Raw genomic sequence first — 16,838 nt, 5'->3', positions numbered from 1 at the left:
AGTTAGCCTAGCTACGTTCACGGAGGGCAACAAGGTGAGAACTCCCCACCCCGAGTGCGAACTGCAGCTCGAACCAGAACGAGCCACCGGCGCGTCAAGCACCGGTGGCTCGCTTCCGCAGCAGTCTTCAGAAGAGCTGGTAAGCACCGATCAGGCCGCCCACGATGAGCATCACGAGCGCCACGAGGATGCCCCGCACGATGACCTTCTTGAAGTGGTCTCCGAGGTTGACGTTCGCAAGCCCGATAAGCAGCAAGAAGGAAGCCACGAGTGGGCTGGACTGATGCAGCGCCTGTCCAACGAGCCCAGCGCGCGCCATCTCGACGGGAGCGATCCCGTAATGGCTCGCCGTCTCCGCGAGGATCGGAAGCACTCCGAAGTAGAACGCGTCGTTGGTCATGATGAACGTGAGCGGGATGCTGAGCAGCCCCGCGATGACGGGCATGAACGATCCCATCCAGTCCGGGATGATCGAGACGAGCCACGCGGCCATCTCGGTGATCATGCCGGTGCCGTTCATGATGCCGGTGAGGACGGATGCGGCGAAGACCATGCCGACGACGCTGATCACACTGTCGGCGTGAGCTTTGATCTGCGCGGACTGTTCCTTGATCTTCGGGAAGTTCACGACAAGGGCGATACCGGCGGCGGCCATGAAGATAACGGCCGGCTCGACGACATCCATGACAAGCAGCGTCATGACGGCCAGGGTGAGGACGAGGTTGAACCAGATCAGCCTCGGACGTGCGTTGGGGCGGGTCTGGATGGTGCCGGTCTCCGTGACCTCACGAGCGAAGTCGTTCTCGATGACCACCGATGAGCCCGTCTTGGGCATTCCCTCTGCGGCGGCGATGCTGTGCACGAGCTGCCGGCTGGAGTTCTTGTCGACTGAGGGTGACACGCCGCCGCCTTCGCCGGGCAGGGACAGCCTGCCGATGCGCTTGCGCTCGGAACGGCCCAGGAAGTATGCGAGGACCAGCACGGTGACGACGCCCGCGAAGATCGCAGGGGCCATGGGGACGAAGATGTCGATCGGCGACACCCCAAGGGCCGCCGCGGCGCGAGCAGTCGAACCGCCCCACGGCACTGTGTTGAGGACACCGTTGGAAAGTGCCGCGACGACGGTGAGCACGACAGGGCTGAGCCCAAGACGCAGGTAGAGAGGCAGAAACGCCGAGGTGACGATGATGAAGGTAGTGGAGCCATCCCCATCGAGCGAGACGATGCTCGTCAGCAGCGCGGTCCCGATGACCAGACGCACCGGATCGTCCTTCACGAAGCGCAGGATGAGTCGGATCAGTGGGTCAAAGAGGCCGACGTCGATCATCGTCCCAAAGAAGATGATTGCGAAGAACAGCAGTGCCGCGGTTGGTGCGAGCTTGAGCAAAGACTCGATCACCATGTCACCCATGCCGAGGCCAGCCCCAGTGAACGCCCCGAAGATCAGGGGGACGAGGATGAGCGTGGCGATGGGGGTCGCCCTCTTGCTCATCACGAGGTACATGAAGACGGCGATCATCAGAAAGCCGAGGACTACGAGCATCGTTGCTCCTCATTGTCGATACGGGGACTCTAGGTCGCCTGCGGTTGCGCAGCACAACCCAGCCAGGCTAGGTACACGGAGTATATACACACAGGTATACCTATTGAGAACCTAATATGTACCCATGGTCGAAATCGCGCAACCCCGTTCAGCTGATTCATCTGCCGGTGCGGTGCCGGAGCAGCTTGCGAAGACCGAGCGCGTGTATCGCCACCTGCGTGAGGACATCGAGAACGGGACATTCACCCCTGGGCAGGCGTTGCCCGAGGCGATGCTTGTGGAGCACACCGGCGCTTCACGCACGCCGGTCCGTGAAGCACTCCGGCGGCTGGCAGTGGATCAGCTCGTCGAGATCGAGCCCCGACGCGCCCCGACGGTGACGCGGCTCTCGTTGCGAAGCGCCCGAGCACTGTTCGACTATCGACGCATTCTTGAGCCGGCGGCGATGAAGGCGATTGCTGCACGGCAAGTGAAAGACCCGGCGCTGAGCGTGCGATTTCTCGACCTTGAAGCGGCATTCGCCGAGCTCGTGGACGAGCCATACTCCCCGGAGTTCGCAGCCCGTTTCGCCGAGTTGACCCGCAAGTTCGATGACACCGTGGTGTCGCTCACCTCGAACGACTACCTCGCTCGAGCGATCACGGAGCTTCGACCGCACGCTTCCCGCCTGCGGAGAATTGCCCATGCCGACGTCGGCCGTCTCGCGGAGTCCGTACGAGAGCACATCGAGATGTGCCGCGCCATCGCGCAGGGCGACGGAGACAAAGCCGCGGCAGCCTGCATGAACCACCTCTTCCACGTGGATCAGGCGATTTTCACCGCCTTGCTCGACTCCACCCGCCCTGACGCGATGGTGGACATCGACGGCTGATCGCCGTCAGCGACTCGTGATCGCAACGAAGCGGTCGCCAGTCGTGATGACCTGCGAGCCGGGGACGAGGGCTCGAGCCGCCACGTCCTTCCAGGTCGCATAGTGCGCCGCACGACGGTGCTCCAGGGTGAAGGCGACCTCGTCGCGGTAGATCTCGTAGAACCCGTACTGACGAGCCTCTCGGTCGATCTCGATGACATCGAAACTCAGGCAGCCGACCTCGTCGCGTACGGAGGACTCCGCGTTCTCCGTGATCGCTGCCAGGAATTCGCTGACGTGTTGTTCCTGCACTTCAACCGTGACCCAGACGCTGAACATGTACTCTCCCTCTTGCTAGGTATACCTGAGGGTGTACCCTAACTCATGCACCAACGATGGTGCTGGTTCCGAGAGGTCGAAGAATGCAGACGATAAGCCCCCAGGGAGTTCGCGTTGAAGCCGCGGTGTGGCGTGTTTTCGCGTCGAGTGTGCTCCAGTTCCACCACTTGAAGGAAGCCGACGCTGATCTGGTCGCGGACAGCTTGGTGCAGGCCGATATGTGGGGGCATCAGTCGCATGGGCTGCTGCGCCTTCCCTGGTACGTGGCTCGCCTGAGAACCGGAGCGATGCGGGCCTCCGCAACCCCCACGACGCTCGTGGACACGGGCAGTCTCCTCCTGATCGATGGGCACGATGGAGTTGGACAGGTCCTGACTGAGCGTGCACGCAAGGAGGCCGTGACTCGGGCTCGTGTGCATGGCATCGGCGCCGTCGGCGTTCGCAATTCGAACCACTTCGGGACGGCCATGTACTTCACCCGCCGCGCGGCGCACGACGGTTGCGTCTCCATCCTGACCACCAATGCGTCCCCGGCGATGGCGCCGTGGGGTGGCCGCGAGAAGCGTGTGGGCACCAACCCATGGTCGATCGCGGCGCCGAATGGCGACGGTGTGATCTCGCTCGATATCGCGAACACCGCCGTGGCGCGCGGGAAGATCTACCTTGCCCGCCAGCGGGAAGAGCCGATTCCCTCCACTTGGGCGCTCACGCCGGACGGTGCTCCGACCACTGACGCTGGCGAAGCCGTACACGGCGTGATCTTGCCTATGGCTGGCCACAAGGGATACGCCATCAGCTTCATGATGGACGTGCTTTCCGGCGCGCTCACGGGGAGCAAAGTTGGCCGGAGCGTCCACGGGCCGTACGAGGCGGACAAGGCCTCCGGGGCTGGGCACCTCTTCCTCGCCATCGACGTCGCAACCCTGGGCTCCCCGGACGAGTTCCAATCCAGGGTTCAGCAGATGATCGACGAGGTCCACGACACCCCGCTCGCGCAGGGGCATGAACGCATCTACTACCCCGGCGAGATCGAGGACGAATCGGCAGCAGCGAACGCCGCTGCTGGCGGCATCATCCTCCCCGCGAACACCTGGGACGACCTGGCGGAACTCGCGAGCGAAGCGCGCATCGCGCTCCCCCACCGCAGCTAACTCACTTCAAAGAAGAACGGAAGAGAACAATGCCTACCGCTATCAACCCGACGACCGGCCAGAACATTGCCGACTACCCGCTGCACACCCCTGAGGACGTTGACCGCGCTCTAACCGCAGCGGTCACCGCGCAGCGGACCTGGCGGACGACGCCCCTCGAAGAGCGCACGCAGCTGCTCACTCGCATCGCCGCGACACTTCGCAGCGGTGTCGACGAATACGCGGCACTCATCACCGATGAGATGGGAAAGCCCATCGCTGAGGCGCGCGGCGAGATCCTCAAGTCCGCCAAGACCCTCGACTACTACGCCGAGCACGCGGCGTCGTACCTTGCATTCGAGGAGATCGAGTCGAACGCCACAACCTCCGGCGTGGAGTTCGATCCGCTCGGCGTGGTCCTGGCGATCATGCCCTGGAACTACCCGTTCTGGCAGTTCTTCCGCTTCGCAGCGCCCGCCCTCGCTGCTGGCAACGGCGCGATCCTCAAGCACGCCAACAACGTCCCCGGCAGTGCTCTCGTCATCCAGAAGATCATGGACGAGGCCGGCACCCCAGCCGGACTCTTCTCGACGCTCATCATCAACGCGTCCGAGGTCAAGGGCATCATCGAGGACGAGCGCATCGCCGCGGTCACCCTCACCGGCTCTACCGAAGTCGGCGCACTCGTCGCCGCGCAGGCGGGCAGCGTCCTCAAGAAGCAGGTCCTCGAGCTTGGCGGCTCCGACCCCTTCATCGTGGCAGCAGATGCAGACCTCGAGGCCGCATCCACTGTTGCCGTCAGCTCCCGCTTCAACACCACCGGGCAGTCCTGCGTCAACGCGAAGCGCTTCCTCGTGGACGAGAGCATCGCGGACGAGTTCGTGAGACTCTTCACCGAGAAAGCTGCTGCTCTGGTCGTTGGAGACCCTCGCCGCGAGGAAACGCAGATCGGCCCCATGGCACGTGGCAACCTCCGAGACGCTCTGCACGAGCAGGTCGAGCGCACGCTCGAGTCCGGGGCAACGGCGCTCATCGGAGGCGCGATCCCGGACGGCCCTGGCTACTTCTACCCGCCAACGATCCTCGACCACGTCAAGCCGGGCAGCGCCGCGTTCGACGAAGAGACCTTCGGCCCCGTCGCTTCCGTCACTCGCGTCGCCAACATCGATGAGGCCGTCGAGCTCGCAAACTCCAGTGAATACGGGCTCGGGGCAACGATCTTCTCTCGCGACGTCGACGCTGCTCGAGCCACCGCACGACGAGTTGACTCGGGAGCCGTGTTCATCAACGGCCAGGTCGCCTCCGACCCGCGCCTGCCCTTCGGCGGCATCAAGCGATCCGGCTACGGGCGCGAGCTCTCCGGATACGGCATCCGCGAGTTCGTGAACGTCAAGACGATCTGGATCGGACCGGTCAGCGAATGAGCCCCATCAGCTCCTACCAGCCCCATGTCTTTCGACCGGAAGAGCTGCCCTCAAAGAATCGCGGCGGTGGTGCACGCACCATCCCCCTCGTCACCTACGGCCGAGGCGCGACTTCCTACCTCAACGGCATGACGATCTTCGACCCCGGCGCCCAGATCGGCCACCACACCCACAACGTCGCCGAATCCGTCATGGTCATCGAAGGCCGCGCCATCGTCGACATCGACGGTGAACGCTCGGAGCTCAACACCTTTGACACCACCTTCGTGCCCGCGAACATTCCCCACCACTTCGAGAACATCTCGGCCACCGAGCCCATGAGAATCCTCTGGACCTACGGATCGATCGATTCCACACGCACGCTCATCGACAGCGGTGAGCACGGGCGAATCGACGGGGAATCGGCCGACAGCGCTGGCCCCTCCGGTCTCGACTCGGTCACCGAAGTCGCGACCTTGAGAGTCCATGACGGACACCAGGCGGCGTTCGAGCGCGCCGTCGCAAGAGCAGCCCCCTTGTTCCAGCGAACTGCCGGTGCGCGCACCTTCGCGCTCGAGTCTGTCGCAGAGGACGCCACCGAGTACCGGCTCATCGTGCGATGGGAGTCCGTCGACCACCACATGGTCATCTTCCGGGAGTCTCCCGAATTCCAGGAATGGCGAGCCCTCGTGGGCGAACACCTCGCCGAACCGCCTCGTGTCGAGCATCTCAAGAACGTCTTGACGGCGTTCTGACTCCCGGTCTGCTTTGTGGTGCACGCCCCGTCGTGCCTCAGCATGTGCACCACAAAGCTCCCGTCGGGGGCTGTCCCTAACGCCCGAGCGCACCCGAGATCCCACGCGACGCCATCCGCACCCCGAGCGCGAACTGCGGCTCGGCGAGCCGCTCGACGTGCGCGATGATCGACACCGCCGCGACGACCTCGCCGTGCGCATCCACCACCGGAGCGGCCATCGAGAACGCACCAGGCGTCATCTCCTCGACCGACCTGGAGAGGCCCGTCGCCCGGATCTCCGCGAGCCGGCGCCGAAGTGCCTTCTCCTCGGTGATCGTGTTCGGCAGGTACTGCCGCGGCTTCGACGCGACGACCTCGTCGAAGACCTCGATGGGCGAATGCGCGAGCAGCACCAGCCCGACACCCGTCGCATGCAGGGGCAGCCGCGTGCCGACATCCGAGATGACCCGCACCGCGTTCGGGCTCGAGATGCGCTCGAGGTAGACCGCGCCGAGGCCGTCCCGCACCGCGATGTGCACGTTCTCCTCCGTTGCCTCCAGGAGATCCTCGAGATACGGCCGCGCGATGGCGCGCAAACGCTCGACCGTCGTCCGCCGCGCCCCGAGGCGCCACAGCTTGATGCCGACCCGGTAGGTGCCCGACTCCGTACGCTCGAGCCCACCCCACTCGGTCCAGGACGCGAGCATGCGGTGCGCCGTCGACACCGGAAGGTTCGCCGCCGCCGCGACCTGCGTGAGCGTCAGCTCCTCACGAGCCGCGAACGCGTCGACGATCGCGAACAGCTTCTGCGCCACACTGCGCTCATCACCACCGCCACCGGACATGCCGCAATGGTAGCCGCGAGCGGACCATCCACATCGATGATGCTCGCCATCATGAACTTCAGCTTCCCTGATATGTGGGTTCCGGACGAAAGTGGTGTTGTGCCCGCGACGGCACATGCAAGCCGCGGCCGAGAACCGCCACAGACGCACCGCACCAGACGAAAAGGATCGACGATGATCAAACTGCTCTCCCACCTCTCGCACATCGAGATCGCGACGCCAGACGTCGAAGCCTCGGTCACGTTCTACGAGAACGAATTCGGCCTCCGCGTCGTCGCACGCGAAGACGGCAAGGTCTACCTCCGCTCGTGGGGCGACTACTACACGTACAGCCTCGTCATCGCCGAAGGCCCAGAGGCCGCCCTCAACGTCATGGGCTGGCGCACCTCCAGCGCCGAGGCACTCGACGAGGCGGCCAAGCGCATCGAAGCCGCCGGCGTGCACGGCGAATGGGCAGACCGCAGCGTCGGCCACGGCAAGTCGTACACCTTCACCGGGCCGTACGGTCACACGATGGAGCTCTACTGGGACGTCGAGAAGTACCAGGCAGACGCCGAGCACGCCTCCGTCTTCCCCGACCGCCCCGAGAAGCGCTCGAAGCACGCCGTCGGCCCCCGCCAGCTCGACCACGTCACCGTCGCCGCCTCCGACGTTCGCGGCTTCGCGAAGTGGTACAACGAGGTCCTCGGCTTCCGCATCATGGCCTACACGGTGCTCGACGACCACCCCGTCACGGTCTTCTCCGTCCTCACCACCAACGAGAAGTCGCACGACCTCGGCGTCGTCCTCGACAGCTCGTCGCGCCCCGGCCGCATCAACCACTACGCGTACTGGGTCGACACCCGCGAGGAGCTCCTCCAGGGCGCCGACGTGCTCATGGAGAACAACATCCCCATCGAGTACGGCCCCTCCATCCACGGCATCGGCGAGCAGAGCTTCCTCTACCTCCGCGACCCCAGCGGCATGCGCATCGAGGTCAACACGGGCGGCTACCGCAACTACGTGCCCGACTGGGAGCCCAACGACTGGAAGCCCTCCACCGGCTCCAACAACCTCTACCGCAACGGCGCCATGCCGATCTCGATGACCGAGTCGTTCCCGCCGGACGCCGGACGCCCCACCGCGACCGAGGAGGGCATCCTCCCCGGAACCGAAGAGGCCATCCTCAACCCGTACGCAGTGCAGGGCCGCGGCTAGGTCACTCCGCTCCGGGCAGTGCCCAGCTCGTCGGCTGCTCCACCGGCGAGCTGAGCACCGCACTCGCACGATCCGCGCGGGCCCCGCATCCACCAGGTTCCTCCTTTCCTGGTTCCCGATGCGCGGGCCCGCGTCTGCGCGCGATCTCATCTGTGCGTGCGCGTCAGCTCCGGATCGAATCTGCGGGTGCGCGTCAGCGCTTCGGCAGGGCGACCCCGGTGGCCTCGGCCAGCTCCGCGATGAGGCGCGCCCGGAAGTCCGCGTCACGCACACCGACCGCCGGCTGCTGCTCGGCGCCGTGGTGCCAGTAGCCGCCCGTGACCTGCAGGCTCGGGTCGACCGCCAGACGCTCCTGCGTCTCATGGCCGAGATCGAAGTCATCTGGCGCCCCTGACCCGCCCATCTTCGTCGCCACCCAGCCCGGGTCGACGGAGTTGGCGAGCACTCGCGGAGCCCACAGCTCGGCGACGCCCGCCGAGAAGGCCGCGACGAGCAGCTTCGTATCGGAATAGCTCGCCGTAACGGAACCGCCCGACCAGTCGAGCCCCGCGAGCTGTGCCTTGCCGTCTCGGTGCATGCTGCTGCTGAGGTAGACATGCCGGCTCGGAGTCGTCAGGAGAGCCGTGCAGAGATACGGCGCGACAACGTTGACAGGCAGCAGGCTCGGCCCCGTCAGCACACCGGCGTTGTGGATGACCGCGTCGATGGCCCGCCCATCGTTGAGTTCGTCCATCGCGTCGAGCACTGCCCCGCGGTCGGCGAGGTCGGCGATCACCAGGTCCGCGCCGCGGTCGATGAGCGCCGACACGGCCTCCGCCCGAGCCGCGCTCCGCGCGTGCACGATGACCTCGTGCCCCTGATCGAGGAGCGACTCCGCAGTCGCGTATCCGAGGCCGTCGGTGGAACCGGTGATGAGGATGCGTGTCATCGCCCCATCCTCACACCCCGACCGCTCAGCGCGCTCATACTCCGTCGGGGCCCGGCGCAGGAGGTATATTCACTGGAAACTGACGCGGTCGACCCGGTCGCCGTGACCCCCCATTCGCTTCCCTGGCCTGAAGAGACGCACATGACACGACAAGAAGTTCTCGCCCTCGGATACCTCATCGCGGGACTCGCGCTCGGCGTGATCGCCGTCATCGCAGACCTCATGGGCGGACCCGCCTACCTGCACGCCCTCACCTGGGTCGGCGGATTCGCCGGCGGCTACGGCCTGATCACGATCATCAAGAGCGCGCGACAGCGCCGACGGCACCCGCTCGGGACCAAGGACTACGAGCCGGACACGAGCAACCCGCCGCACCTCACCTGAGTCCCCGCGGCCGGGCTACCCGCCGAAGATGCGGCGGGTGATCTCGGCAGCGGACCTCTCGAGGAGCAGCCGCAGGCGCGGCTCATCCTGAGGGCGATCCTCCGACCAGGTGACCGCGATCGCAGCCGCCGGCCACCCCGTGTGGTCGAGCACTGGCATCCCCACCGAGCGCATCCCCACCGACACCTCGCCGTTCTCCGACGCCAGCGACCCGTTGCGGACCCCGTCGAGCACCGCCCGCAGCTCGCGCGGAGTCCTCGGGCCGCGACCCGTGCGATCCGCGAATGAGGACGCATCCGGGAACAGCGCACGCACCTGCTTCTGCGGCAGGGCCGCGAGCATCGCACGACCGGACGCGGTGAGGTGCGCCGGCAGACGCACCCCCACGTCGGCGACCAGAACCGGCCGACGTGGTGCGCGCTCGTCGACGATGTAGAGCACATCCCGGCCGCTCATCACCGCGAGGTGCGCGCTCTCCCCCACCTGGTCGACGAGGTCGGCGACCACCTGATGGCCGACCCGCGCGAGCGGCTCCTGCCGCGCGTATCCGCCAGCCAACTCGAACGCGGCCGTGCCGAGACCCCAGCGACGCTCGCCGCGCAGATGCACGACGAAGCGGTGCTCGAGCAGCGTCGTCAGCAGGTGGTAGACGCTCGAGCGCGGGATGCCGAGCTGCGTCGCGATCGTGCTCGCCGCTACCGGCCCCCGCTGGCGACTCAGGAAGCTGAGGATCGCGAGCGTCTGGTCGGCCGCCGGCACCTGGGCGCGACCGGCAGCCTTGCCGCCGGCTGCCGTCACGGGCTCATCTCGGCAATGCCCTCGAGCGACCTCGACCTGGCCGCGTGCGTGACCAACATCAGTGCGAAAAACTGCCCGGGACGCGCCAAGAGCCCCCGGACGGCAGATATTGCACTCAAGTTGGACAGGCGCGCAGGCGACTCCGCTGGGCCCGCCGCGTCCGCCGGGTCCGGCTCCCGGGCGCGCGTGACCAACATCAGTGATGAAAGCGGCCCGACCCGCGCTACGGGGTCCCGAGTGGCGGTTATCTCACGAATGTTGGACACCGGGTCGACCGTCGGCAGCGCACGCGCGAGCTGGCCCGCCAGCGCGGGCATTCTGTCTGGGATCACAGACACCAAGTCTCCTCCCGGCGCTGACGATGCGCAACGGGTGGGGTGAAATCGAGGTCATGAGCACACCCGCATCCGCCGCCGGCCACCCCTCGTCCAGCTCCGCCGGGCCCGGCTCGGGACAGGCAGCGCCGCTCGCGCCCGTCACTCTCGGCCTTCGCCCGCTTGAGCCCTCGGAAGTCGTCGCTGTCGCGAGGCACGGCGCGCGCGTCGACGTCGCACCGGCCGCGCTCGCCGAGGTGGCGCGCACCCGCGACCTCATCGAACGCCTCGCCGACGACCCGAACCCGCACTACGGCATCTCGACGGGCTTCGGCGCGCTCGCGACGAAGTTCATCGCACCCGAGCGGCGCGTGCAACTGCAGGCGAGCCTCGTCCGCTCGCACGCGGCTGGTACCGGGCCGGAGGTTGAACGTGAGGTGGTCAGAGCGCTGCAGCTGCTGCGCCTGCAGACCCTCGCGACGGGGCGAACCGGCGTGCGGCCCGTGGTCGTCGAGACGTATGCCGCCATGCTCAACGCGGGCATCACCCCGATCGTGCGCGAGTACGGCTCGCTCGGCTGCTCGGGTGACCTCGCCCCGCTCTCGCACCTGGCCCTCGCCGCGACCGGCGAGGGCACCGTCCGCGACGCGAGCGGCACCGAAGTGGATGCGGGTGCGGCACTCGTGGCCGCCGGCATCGAGCCGCTTGTCCTGCGCGAGAAGGAGGGCCTCGCGCTCATCAACGGCACAGACGGGATGCTCGGGATGCTGCTGCTCGCGATCCACGACATCCGGATGCTGCTCACGACGGCCGACCTGGCCGCCGCGATGTCGGTGGAGAGCCAGTTCGCGACCGATGCCGTCTTCGCCGCCGACCTGCAGGCGCTGCGCCCGCAGCATGGCCAGGGCGAGTCCGCCGCGAACCTGCGCCGATTCCTCGCCGGATCCCCCATCGTCGCCAGCCACCGCGGGCCCGAGGACGGCCGCGTGCAGGACGCCTACTCGCTGCGCTGCTCGCCCCAGGTGCACGGGGCCGCCCGCGACACGCTGGCGCACGCGGCGATGATCGCCGAGCGGGAGCTCGCATCGGCCGTCGACAACCCGGTCGTGACGCTGGATGGTCGGGTCGCGTCGAACGGGAACTTCCACGGGGCACCCGTGGCCTACGTCCTCGACTTCCTGGCCATCGCGGTCGCCGACGTAGCCAGCATCTCCGAGCGCCGCACCGACCGCGCCCTCGACCCGTCCCGCAACCGTGGGCTCCCGCCGTTCCTCGCGCACGAGGTCGGCGTCGACTCGGGTCTGATGATCGCGCAGTACGCGGCCGCGGGCATCGTCTCGGAGCTCAAGCGGCTCGCGGTGCCCGCGTCCGTCGACTCGATCCCGTCATCGGCCATGCAGGAGGACCACGTCTCGATGGGCTGGGCTGCAGCGCGCAAGCTGCGCCGCGCCGTCGACGGGCTCGGGCGGGTGCTCGCCATCGAGGTGCTCACAGGATCCCGCGCGCTCCAGCTCCGCGCTCCGCTCGAGCCAGGCCGGGCCACCGGCGCCGTCCTGAGCCTCGTCTCCGCCGTCTCCGAGGGGGCCGGTCCCGACCGTTTCCTGAGCCCCGAGATGGAAGCCGTCGCCGAGCTCGTGCTCGCGGGAGAGGTGGCGCGGACAGCCCTCGCGAACTCCACCGCCGCCTGACCCGCTCATCCGCTCATCCAAATTCTCGGGATGGAAAAGTCACTTCGTTCGGGGAAGTTCTCCAGCACGAAGTGACTTTTCCATCCCGAGAGTCGGCGCAAAGGCTACGTCGTCGGCTCGGCCTCGTCCCAGCCTCGCTGCGGGGTCTCGCAGGTGTCGCGGAACACGTACTGCGAGGGCAGCTTGCGCTGGTGCGACGACCAGTCGATGGCGGGGCGGCGCTGCTCCTTGGGGAGGTAGCCGAGGCGGTACACGGCCATGAGCTCGAACTCGTCCGGCACCTTGAGGAGGTCGACGATCTTGTCCCACTGCCCCGGCACCTCCATGGGGAACGACACGAACTGGATGCCCATCCCGATCTCACCCGTGGTGAGCCAGATGTTCTCCATGGCCGCCCCCATGCTGAACACCGAGTAGAACGAGGACAGCTCCCCCGGCCGATACTCGGCGCGGTCGAGCATCACGCCGAGCAGCAGCGGTGAGCCGGCGACGAGCTTGCGGTTCTCCTCGCCGAGCGTGTTGGGGACGCGCAGCGAGTTCATGAGGAACTGCCCGCGCTTCGTGAACACCTGGCTCGTGAAGGGCCGGAGGGGCGCGGGGAGCTTGTCGAACAGCATCCCGTCTCGCCGCTCCTCCATCTCCTGCTTGCTGAAGCGGAAGTACGGCTTGTACCGCTCGAAGAACGTGCCGTTGCTCATTGCCGTCGTCATGCTCTCGCCGCTGATGCTGGCGATCTCCTCGATCGTCTCGCGCGCCTCGACGACCACGAACCGCCACGGCTGGCTGTTGAGCTGCGATGGGGCACGGCCGGCGACCTCCATGAGGAGGCGCTGATGCTCCTCGCTGACGGGGTCTGGGAGGAACGGGCCGTTGGTGGTCTTGCGGCGCCGCAGGACGTCGAGGAATTCCATGCGCTGAGTCTGGCGCATCCGCCTGAAACGTATGCCCGAGCCTGCGGGTGGACCTCGGGGGCCGAAAGTCCAGCCCCTCAGCCTGATGCCGGTGATCCGAACTCCTTATGTGCGATTTCGACAGAAGGGTGGAAGCCTGGACTGACCACCCGGCTCAAAGGAGAACCAGTGACCAAGCCCCTCAACGTGCTCATCCTCTCGGGACACATGACGTCCGAGCATGACAACGAGTTCCGCAGCTTCCGCCAGCACAACCAGTGGCTGACGACGCTCCTCGAAGACACGGGTCGGTTCAAGGTGCGCGTCACCGAGGACCCTCGCGGTCTCACCTCCGAGATCATCGACAAGTACGACGTGCTGCTCATCGTCTTCGAAGGTCGCGACGGCTACCACGACCAGGGCACCGGATTCGGTCCGGAGACGGACGCGGCGATCCTGAAGTTCGTGCACGACGACGGCAAGGGCATCGTCTGGTTCCACGGCTCTGCCGTGCAGGAAGACGACTGGGGGTACCCGGAGGAGTACAACGCGATGCGCGGCTCGAAGCTCAGCGTGCCAACGGGCATCCGTCCCCGCCCCTGGGGTGAGGCGCAGCTGCGCACGACCGAACCCCGCCACGCCATCACCGACGGCATCAACGACACCTGGACGGTCACGGGCGACGACATCCTCGTCGGCGTCGAAATGTACGAGGGCGCGCAGGTGCTCCTCACGACCTTCGACGACCTCGAGTCCTACGAGAAGGCGCCCATGTGGCCCATGCCGCACTACCCCGTCGCGATCCCGCCCGAGGGCATCGCCGCGCTGCCCGGAATCAACACCGACCAGCCCCTCGCCTGGATCAACGAGTACGGCACTGGCCGCTCGTTCACGATCACGATCGGGCACGACATCGACACGTTCCGCCGCATCGAGTTCATCCGGATGTTCCCGCGCGGCGTCGAGTGGGCAGCGACCGGCGAGGTGACGCTCACCGGACCGGACCGCCGCGGCGACCGCCGCATCAACCCGTGGCCGTACTACAACGGCGAAGGCTGAGGCGCTTCGGCGCCAGATGTGCCGCCGCGCGGTCTGGCGGCCCCACCTACATCGCAGTCACCCGCGCCCGCGCCCGCGCCCGCGCCCGCAAGATCGCTGCCAGTCGAATACCCATCCAGCGCTCATCCTGGAAGGCAATTCGACTGGCAGCGATTGACCGGTCGGGGCGCTGGCGGGCAGGGCAGGGCGGCAACGCGGCAGCGGTGGGACCGGGCGGCAACCCGGCAGGGCTGGGCTTCTCAGCGGCGGGCGGATGCCGGGCGAGCGGATGCTCGCACCGCGAGCGCGTAGAAGGGTGCGGCCGCGAGCGCGATGGCGGGGTGCCGTCGGGAGTGGGTGCCTGCGTACGGGATCGCGGCGAGCGGGAGCGCGGTCGGCAGCAGCAGCGTGCCCGCGCGGCGGTGGTGCTCGTCGCCGCTCGTGAGCAGCGTCACGCCGGCGGCGAGCGTGAGCGCCGACGTGCAGATGTAGAGGGCGTGGTGGATCCAATGCCAGCGGCCGGTGCGCACGACGCCCGTCGCGACGCTCACGCCGAGGGCGCAGTTCGCGGCGTAGCTGGTCGTCGCGGCGACCAGCAGCGGGGGCACGTTCACGTCGCCGACGGTACACCGGCGGGCTGAGGCGAGCCCTGCGGCGTGAGCGTCTGGTCTCGGGTCAGCAGCAGGCGGTAGGGGAACTCGCGCCGCACCGTCCATCCCTGCGGTGCGACCGCTCGAAGCTCGGTCGCCGTGTAGCTGCGACGGATGGAGAGCGTCCCGTCGAAGTGCACGAACGACCCGCGGTCGAGGGGCTTCGTCGCGGCGCCGAACGCGGCGAGCGCGAGGCGTCCGCGCTCGATGTCGCTGTGCAGGGTGAGCGGGGCGAGGGCCGCGCTGTCGGTGAGGAGGCCGGTGAGCGCATCCGCGTCGAGGTGGTGCAGGAGGTGGTTGGACGTGACGATGTCGTAGGACTCCCCCGCGGCGACGAGCTCGCTGCTCGAGGCCGCCCGGAAGCCGACGCCGCTCGCCGTGAGGCCGCGCGTCTCGACGAACTCGTGCGCTCGCTCGTCGGGGTCAATGGCGGTCACCTCGAGGCGCAGCCCGTCGTGCGCGGCCCACCGGGCGAGTGCCAGTGGGATGTCGCCGCCCCCGAAGCCGATGTCCAGCAGTCTGGATGCGCGCGTCCGATCGAGCACGGGCCGCACGTCGCGGAGGTACACGCGACGCCAGCCCGCGACCAGCGCGTTGACGGCGCGGAACTGCCGGTACGTCGCGAAGAGGCGATCGCGGTCGCAATCGGGGTCGTCCATGAGCTCGAGCGACGTCGTATCGCGCGGGAGGGCGGCCGCCGAGGCGACCGCGCGGAGTGCGCTCACGCGCGCGTCCGCGTGAATCGTCCGACCTCGACCGTGAGTCCGGGACCGAACGCCATCGCGCAGAGCGCCTGCCCGCGGTCGCTGGCGTTCTCGATAGTCGGATCGCCGGCGCTCGGGTCGCCGACGCCTGGGCCGCCGACACTCGGGCCGCCAACGGTCGGGGCACCAACGGTCGGGGCGCCGACCGCCGGGGCACCGGAGTCGGGGCCATCAACGCCCTGGCCGTCGATGCTCGACTCGCCGCCGCTGATGCCGCGCCTCGAGCCGCTGGCATTCCCGCCGAGTAACCGTTCGAGGATGAACAGCACCGTCGCGCTCGACATGTTGCCGTGGTCGCGCAGCACGCCTCGCGACGGCGCGAGCTGCTCCTCGGTGAGGCTGAGGGCCTGCTCGACCTTGTCGAGGATGCTCCGCCCACCTGGGTGGATCGCCCACAGCGGCGTCTCGGCGGGCACGGTGGGCGCGAGCAGAGGAGCGACGACGTCTTCGATCGACGCCCCGATGATGCTCGGCACGTACCCCGAGAGGCGCATCCGGAACCCGCTGTCGCCGATGGTCCACGCCATCTCCGACTCGCCCTCGTCGGTGATGGTGCTCGCGAGGGCGTCGATGGTCAGGATGCGCGTGCCGGCCGGGGCGGGGCGTGCCGTCACGAGGGCTGCCGCGGCCCCGTCGGCGAAGACCGAGGTGGCGACGATCTGCTCCGGGTCGTTCGAGCTCGTCAAGTGGATGGTGCACAGCTCGACGCACACGATGAGCACGACCGCGTTCGGGTCGGCCCTGGCGAAGGCATCCGCTGCACGTAGCGCCGGGAAGGCGCCGTAGCAGCCCATGAAACCGAGGTGGAAGCGCTGCACGCGGGGCGACAGGCCGAGGCCGCGCACGAGCTCGTAGTCGGGGCCGGGCGCGTAGAAGCCCGTGCAGGAGACGGTGACGACGTGCGTGATGTCGCCGGTCTCGAGGCCGCTGCCCTCGAGCGCGGCACGGGCGGCGCCGAGCAGCAGCTCGGGCACGCGCTCGGCGTAGACCGCATTGCGGGCGCCGGTGGAGGCGTCCAGCACCAGGCCTTCGGCGACGAGCGCCGAGTCGGTGCCGCCGGCGAGCGCATCCACGACCGTGTGCCTCGTCTCGATCGCGGAGCCGTCGAACGCCGCGCCGATGAGGCGCGCGCCGAGGCGGTTGATGCCGGGCTGGGCAGCGAAGAGGTCACGGGCCTTCGTCTGGGGCAGCTCGGTCGGGGGGACGGCAGTGCCGATGCTGCGGATGTGCACGCTCACGGCACGACCGTACGCCCCGCATCCTGAGAGCCCCCGCGAGTCGCCGCCCTCGCAGAGGTCCGGGCGAATCGGAGCCCATCACGGCCCGACAAAGCCCCCTCGA

General features: G+C 67.8%; 17 protein-coding genes. 8 read left to right on the top strand and 9 right to left on the bottom strand.

All coding sequences use genetic code 11. From position 1 onward, the window contains the following. Positions 1 to 127: 127 nt before the first annotated feature. Positions 128 to 1,543, bottom strand: a complete 1,416-nt coding sequence (locus ITJ61_RS14650) for a CitMHS family transporter (RefSeq protein WP_104239922.1) — start codon at positions 1,541 to 1,543, stop codon at positions 128 to 130. A gap of 124 nt (positions 1,544 to 1,667) precedes the next feature. Between ITJ61_RS14650 and ITJ61_RS14645 the strand changes: the two genes are divergently transcribed. Continuing rightward, positions 1,668 to 2,414 (top strand): GntR family transcriptional regulator, encoded by a 747-nt coding sequence (locus tag ITJ61_RS14645; RefSeq protein ID WP_104307323.1) that lies wholly within the window; start codon positions 1,668 to 1,670, stop codon positions 2,412 to 2,414. A gap of 6 nt (positions 2,415 to 2,420) precedes the next feature. On the opposite strand, the gene ITJ61_RS14640 is transcribed toward ITJ61_RS14645, so the two are convergent. Further along, entirely contained in the window at positions 2,421 to 2,732 is a 312-nt protein-coding gene (locus ITJ61_RS14640; protein ID WP_194686550.1) for a putative quinol monooxygenase, read from the bottom strand. 56 nt (positions 2,733 to 2,788) lie between these two features. Here ITJ61_RS14640 and ITJ61_RS14635 point away from each other — a divergent pair, with 56 nt between their 5' ends. The 3 genes from ITJ61_RS14635 to ITJ61_RS19920 are packed head-to-tail and all read left to right on the top strand — an operon-like array spanning position 2,789 to position 6,020. After that, complete coding sequence (locus ITJ61_RS14635; protein ID WP_323744375.1) at positions 2,789 to 3,883, top strand: Ldh family oxidoreductase; 1,095 nt, start codon at positions 2,789 to 2,791, stop codon at positions 3,881 to 3,883. Positions 3,884 to 3,912: 29 nt separating this feature from the next. Further along, a complete protein-coding gene (locus ITJ61_RS14630) occupies positions 3,913 to 5,286 on the top strand; it encodes an NAD-dependent succinate-semialdehyde dehydrogenase (RefSeq protein ID WP_104239926.1) in 1,374 nt (457 codons plus the stop codon). Further along, entirely contained in the window at positions 5,283 to 6,020 is a 738-nt protein-coding gene (locus tag ITJ61_RS19920; RefSeq protein WP_228496681.1) for a cupin domain-containing protein, read from the top strand. The genes ITJ61_RS14630 and ITJ61_RS19920 overlap by 4 nt, the downstream gene beginning before the upstream one ends. 76 nt (positions 6,021 to 6,096) lie before the next feature. Here the strand turns inward: ITJ61_RS19920 and ITJ61_RS14620 are convergent, their stop codons facing one another. Further along, positions 6,097 to 6,846 (bottom strand): IclR family transcriptional regulator, encoded by a 750-nt coding sequence (locus tag ITJ61_RS14620; RefSeq protein ID WP_194686548.1) that lies wholly within the window; start codon positions 6,844 to 6,846, stop codon positions 6,097 to 6,099. Positions 6,847 to 7,020: 174 nt separating this feature from the next. Between ITJ61_RS14620 and ITJ61_RS14615 the strand changes: the two genes are divergently transcribed. Continuing rightward, positions 7,021 to 8,043 (top strand): VOC family protein, encoded by a 1,023-nt coding sequence (locus tag ITJ61_RS14615; RefSeq protein WP_104239928.1) that lies wholly within the window; start codon positions 7,021 to 7,023, stop codon positions 8,041 to 8,043. A 193-nt stretch (positions 8,044 to 8,236) separates the two neighbouring features. Here the strand turns inward: ITJ61_RS14615 and ITJ61_RS14610 are convergent, their stop codons facing one another. Further along, positions 8,237 to 8,971, bottom strand: coding sequence for an SDR family NAD(P)-dependent oxidoreductase (locus ITJ61_RS14610; RefSeq protein ID WP_194686547.1), 735 nt, complete (start codon positions 8,969 to 8,971; stop codon positions 8,237 to 8,239). 141 nt (positions 8,972 to 9,112) lie between these two features. On the opposite strand from ITJ61_RS14610, the gene ITJ61_RS14605 reads away from it, so the two are divergent. After that, complete coding sequence (locus tag ITJ61_RS14605) at positions 9,113 to 9,355, top strand: hypothetical protein (RefSeq protein WP_104239930.1); 243 nt, start codon at positions 9,113 to 9,115, stop codon at positions 9,353 to 9,355. 15 nt (positions 9,356 to 9,370) lie between these two features. Here ITJ61_RS14605 and ITJ61_RS14600 read toward each other — a convergent pair whose 3' ends face one another. Further along, complete coding sequence (locus ITJ61_RS14600; protein ID WP_323744374.1) at positions 9,371 to 10,153, bottom strand: IclR family transcriptional regulator; 783 nt, start codon at positions 10,151 to 10,153, stop codon at positions 9,371 to 9,373. A 391-nt stretch (positions 10,154 to 10,544) separates the two neighbouring features. Here ITJ61_RS14600 and hutH point away from each other — a divergent pair, with 391 nt between their 5' ends. After that, positions 10,545 to 12,155, top strand: a complete 1,611-nt coding sequence (gene hutH, locus ITJ61_RS14595) for a histidine ammonia-lyase (RefSeq protein WP_194686546.1) — start codon at positions 10,545 to 10,547, stop codon at positions 12,153 to 12,155. Between the two features lie 104 nt (positions 12,156 to 12,259). On the opposite strand, the gene ITJ61_RS14590 is transcribed toward hutH, so the two are convergent. Continuing rightward, positions 12,260 to 13,066: a nitroreductase family protein gene (locus ITJ61_RS14590; RefSeq protein ID WP_194686545.1), complete on the bottom strand. Its 807-nt coding sequence runs from the start codon at positions 13,064 to 13,066 to the stop codon at positions 12,260 to 12,262. Between the two features lie 168 nt (positions 13,067 to 13,234). On the opposite strand from ITJ61_RS14590, the gene ITJ61_RS14585 reads away from it, so the two are divergent. Next, positions 13,235 to 14,104: a ThuA domain-containing protein gene (locus ITJ61_RS14585; protein ID WP_194686544.1), complete on the top strand. Its 870-nt coding sequence runs from the start codon at positions 13,235 to 13,237 to the stop codon at positions 14,102 to 14,104. A gap of 239 nt (positions 14,105 to 14,343) precedes the next feature. Here ITJ61_RS14585 and ITJ61_RS14580 read toward each other — a convergent pair whose 3' ends face one another. Genes ITJ61_RS14580 through ITJ61_RS20380 form a run of 3 tightly spaced genes read right to left on the bottom strand, consistent with a single transcriptional unit; the run spans position 14,344 to position 16,735 of the window. Further along, the gene (locus tag ITJ61_RS14580; RefSeq protein ID WP_194686543.1) at positions 14,344 to 14,697 is read right to left on the bottom strand and encodes a hypothetical protein; all 354 of its coding nucleotides are present in this window, start codon (positions 14,695 to 14,697) and stop codon (positions 14,344 to 14,346) included. Beyond that, positions 14,694 to 15,458, bottom strand: a complete 765-nt coding sequence (locus ITJ61_RS14575) for a class I SAM-dependent methyltransferase (RefSeq protein WP_323744373.1) — start codon at positions 15,456 to 15,458, stop codon at positions 14,694 to 14,696. The genes ITJ61_RS14580 and ITJ61_RS14575 overlap by 4 nt, the downstream gene beginning before the upstream one ends. Further along, positions 15,455 to 16,735 (bottom strand): type III polyketide synthase, encoded by a 1,281-nt coding sequence (locus ITJ61_RS20380; protein WP_194686542.1) that lies wholly within the window; start codon positions 16,733 to 16,735, stop codon positions 15,455 to 15,457. Before ITJ61_RS20380 ends, ITJ61_RS14575 begins: the two co-directional genes overlap by 4 nt. Between the last annotated feature and the right edge of the window lie 103 nt (positions 16,736 to 16,838).

This window comes from Pseudoclavibacter sp. VKM Ac-2888, assembly GCF_015351285.1.
Taxonomy (GTDB): Bacteria; Actinomycetota; Actinomycetes; order Actinomycetales; family Microbacteriaceae; genus Pseudoclavibacter.
This window is presented reverse-complemented; position numbering and strand designations above follow the sequence as displayed.

What these genes read in the sequence shown, in the direction of transcription:
- ITJ61_RS14650 (WP_104239922.1), bottom strand. Translation starts at nt 1,543, where the DNA reads ATGCTCGTAGTCCTCGGCTTTCTGATGATCGCCGTCTTCATGTACCTC.
- ITJ61_RS14645 (WP_104307323.1), top strand. Translation starts at nt 1,668, where the DNA reads ATGGTCGAAATCGCGCAACCCCGTTCAGCTGATTCATCTGCCGGTGCG.
- ITJ61_RS14640 (WP_194686550.1), bottom strand. Translation starts at nt 2,732, where the DNA reads ATGTTCAGCGTCTGGGTCACGGTTGAAGTGCAGGAACAACACGTCAGC.
- ITJ61_RS14635 (WP_323744375.1), top strand. Translation starts at nt 2,789, where the DNA reads ATGGTGCTGGTTCCGAGAGGTCGAAGAATGCAGACGATAAGCCCCCAG.
- ITJ61_RS14630 (WP_104239926.1), top strand. Translation starts at nt 3,913, where the DNA reads ATGCCTACCGCTATCAACCCGACGACCGGCCAGAACATTGCCGACTAC.
- ITJ61_RS19920 (WP_228496681.1), top strand. Translation starts at nt 5,283, where the DNA reads ATGAGCCCCATCAGCTCCTACCAGCCCCATGTCTTTCGACCGGAAGAG.
- ITJ61_RS14620 (WP_194686548.1), bottom strand. Translation starts at nt 6,846, where the DNA reads ATGTCCGGTGGCGGTGGTGATGAGCGCAGTGTGGCGCAGAAGCTGTTC.
- ITJ61_RS14615 (WP_104239928.1), top strand. Translation starts at nt 7,021, where the DNA reads ATGATCAAACTGCTCTCCCACCTCTCGCACATCGAGATCGCGACGCCA.
- ITJ61_RS14610 (WP_194686547.1), bottom strand. Translation starts at nt 8,971, where the DNA reads ATGACACGCATCCTCATCACCGGTTCCACCGACGGCCTCGGATACGCG.
- ITJ61_RS14605 (WP_104239930.1), top strand. Translation starts at nt 9,113, where the DNA reads ATGACACGACAAGAAGTTCTCGCCCTCGGATACCTCATCGCGGGACTC.
- hutH (WP_194686546.1), top strand. Translation starts at nt 10,545, where the DNA reads ATGAGCACACCCGCATCCGCCGCCGGCCACCCCTCGTCCAGCTCCGCC.
- ITJ61_RS14590 (WP_194686545.1), bottom strand. Translation starts at nt 13,066, where the DNA reads ATGGAATTCCTCGACGTCCTGCGGCGCCGCAAGACCACCAACGGCCCG.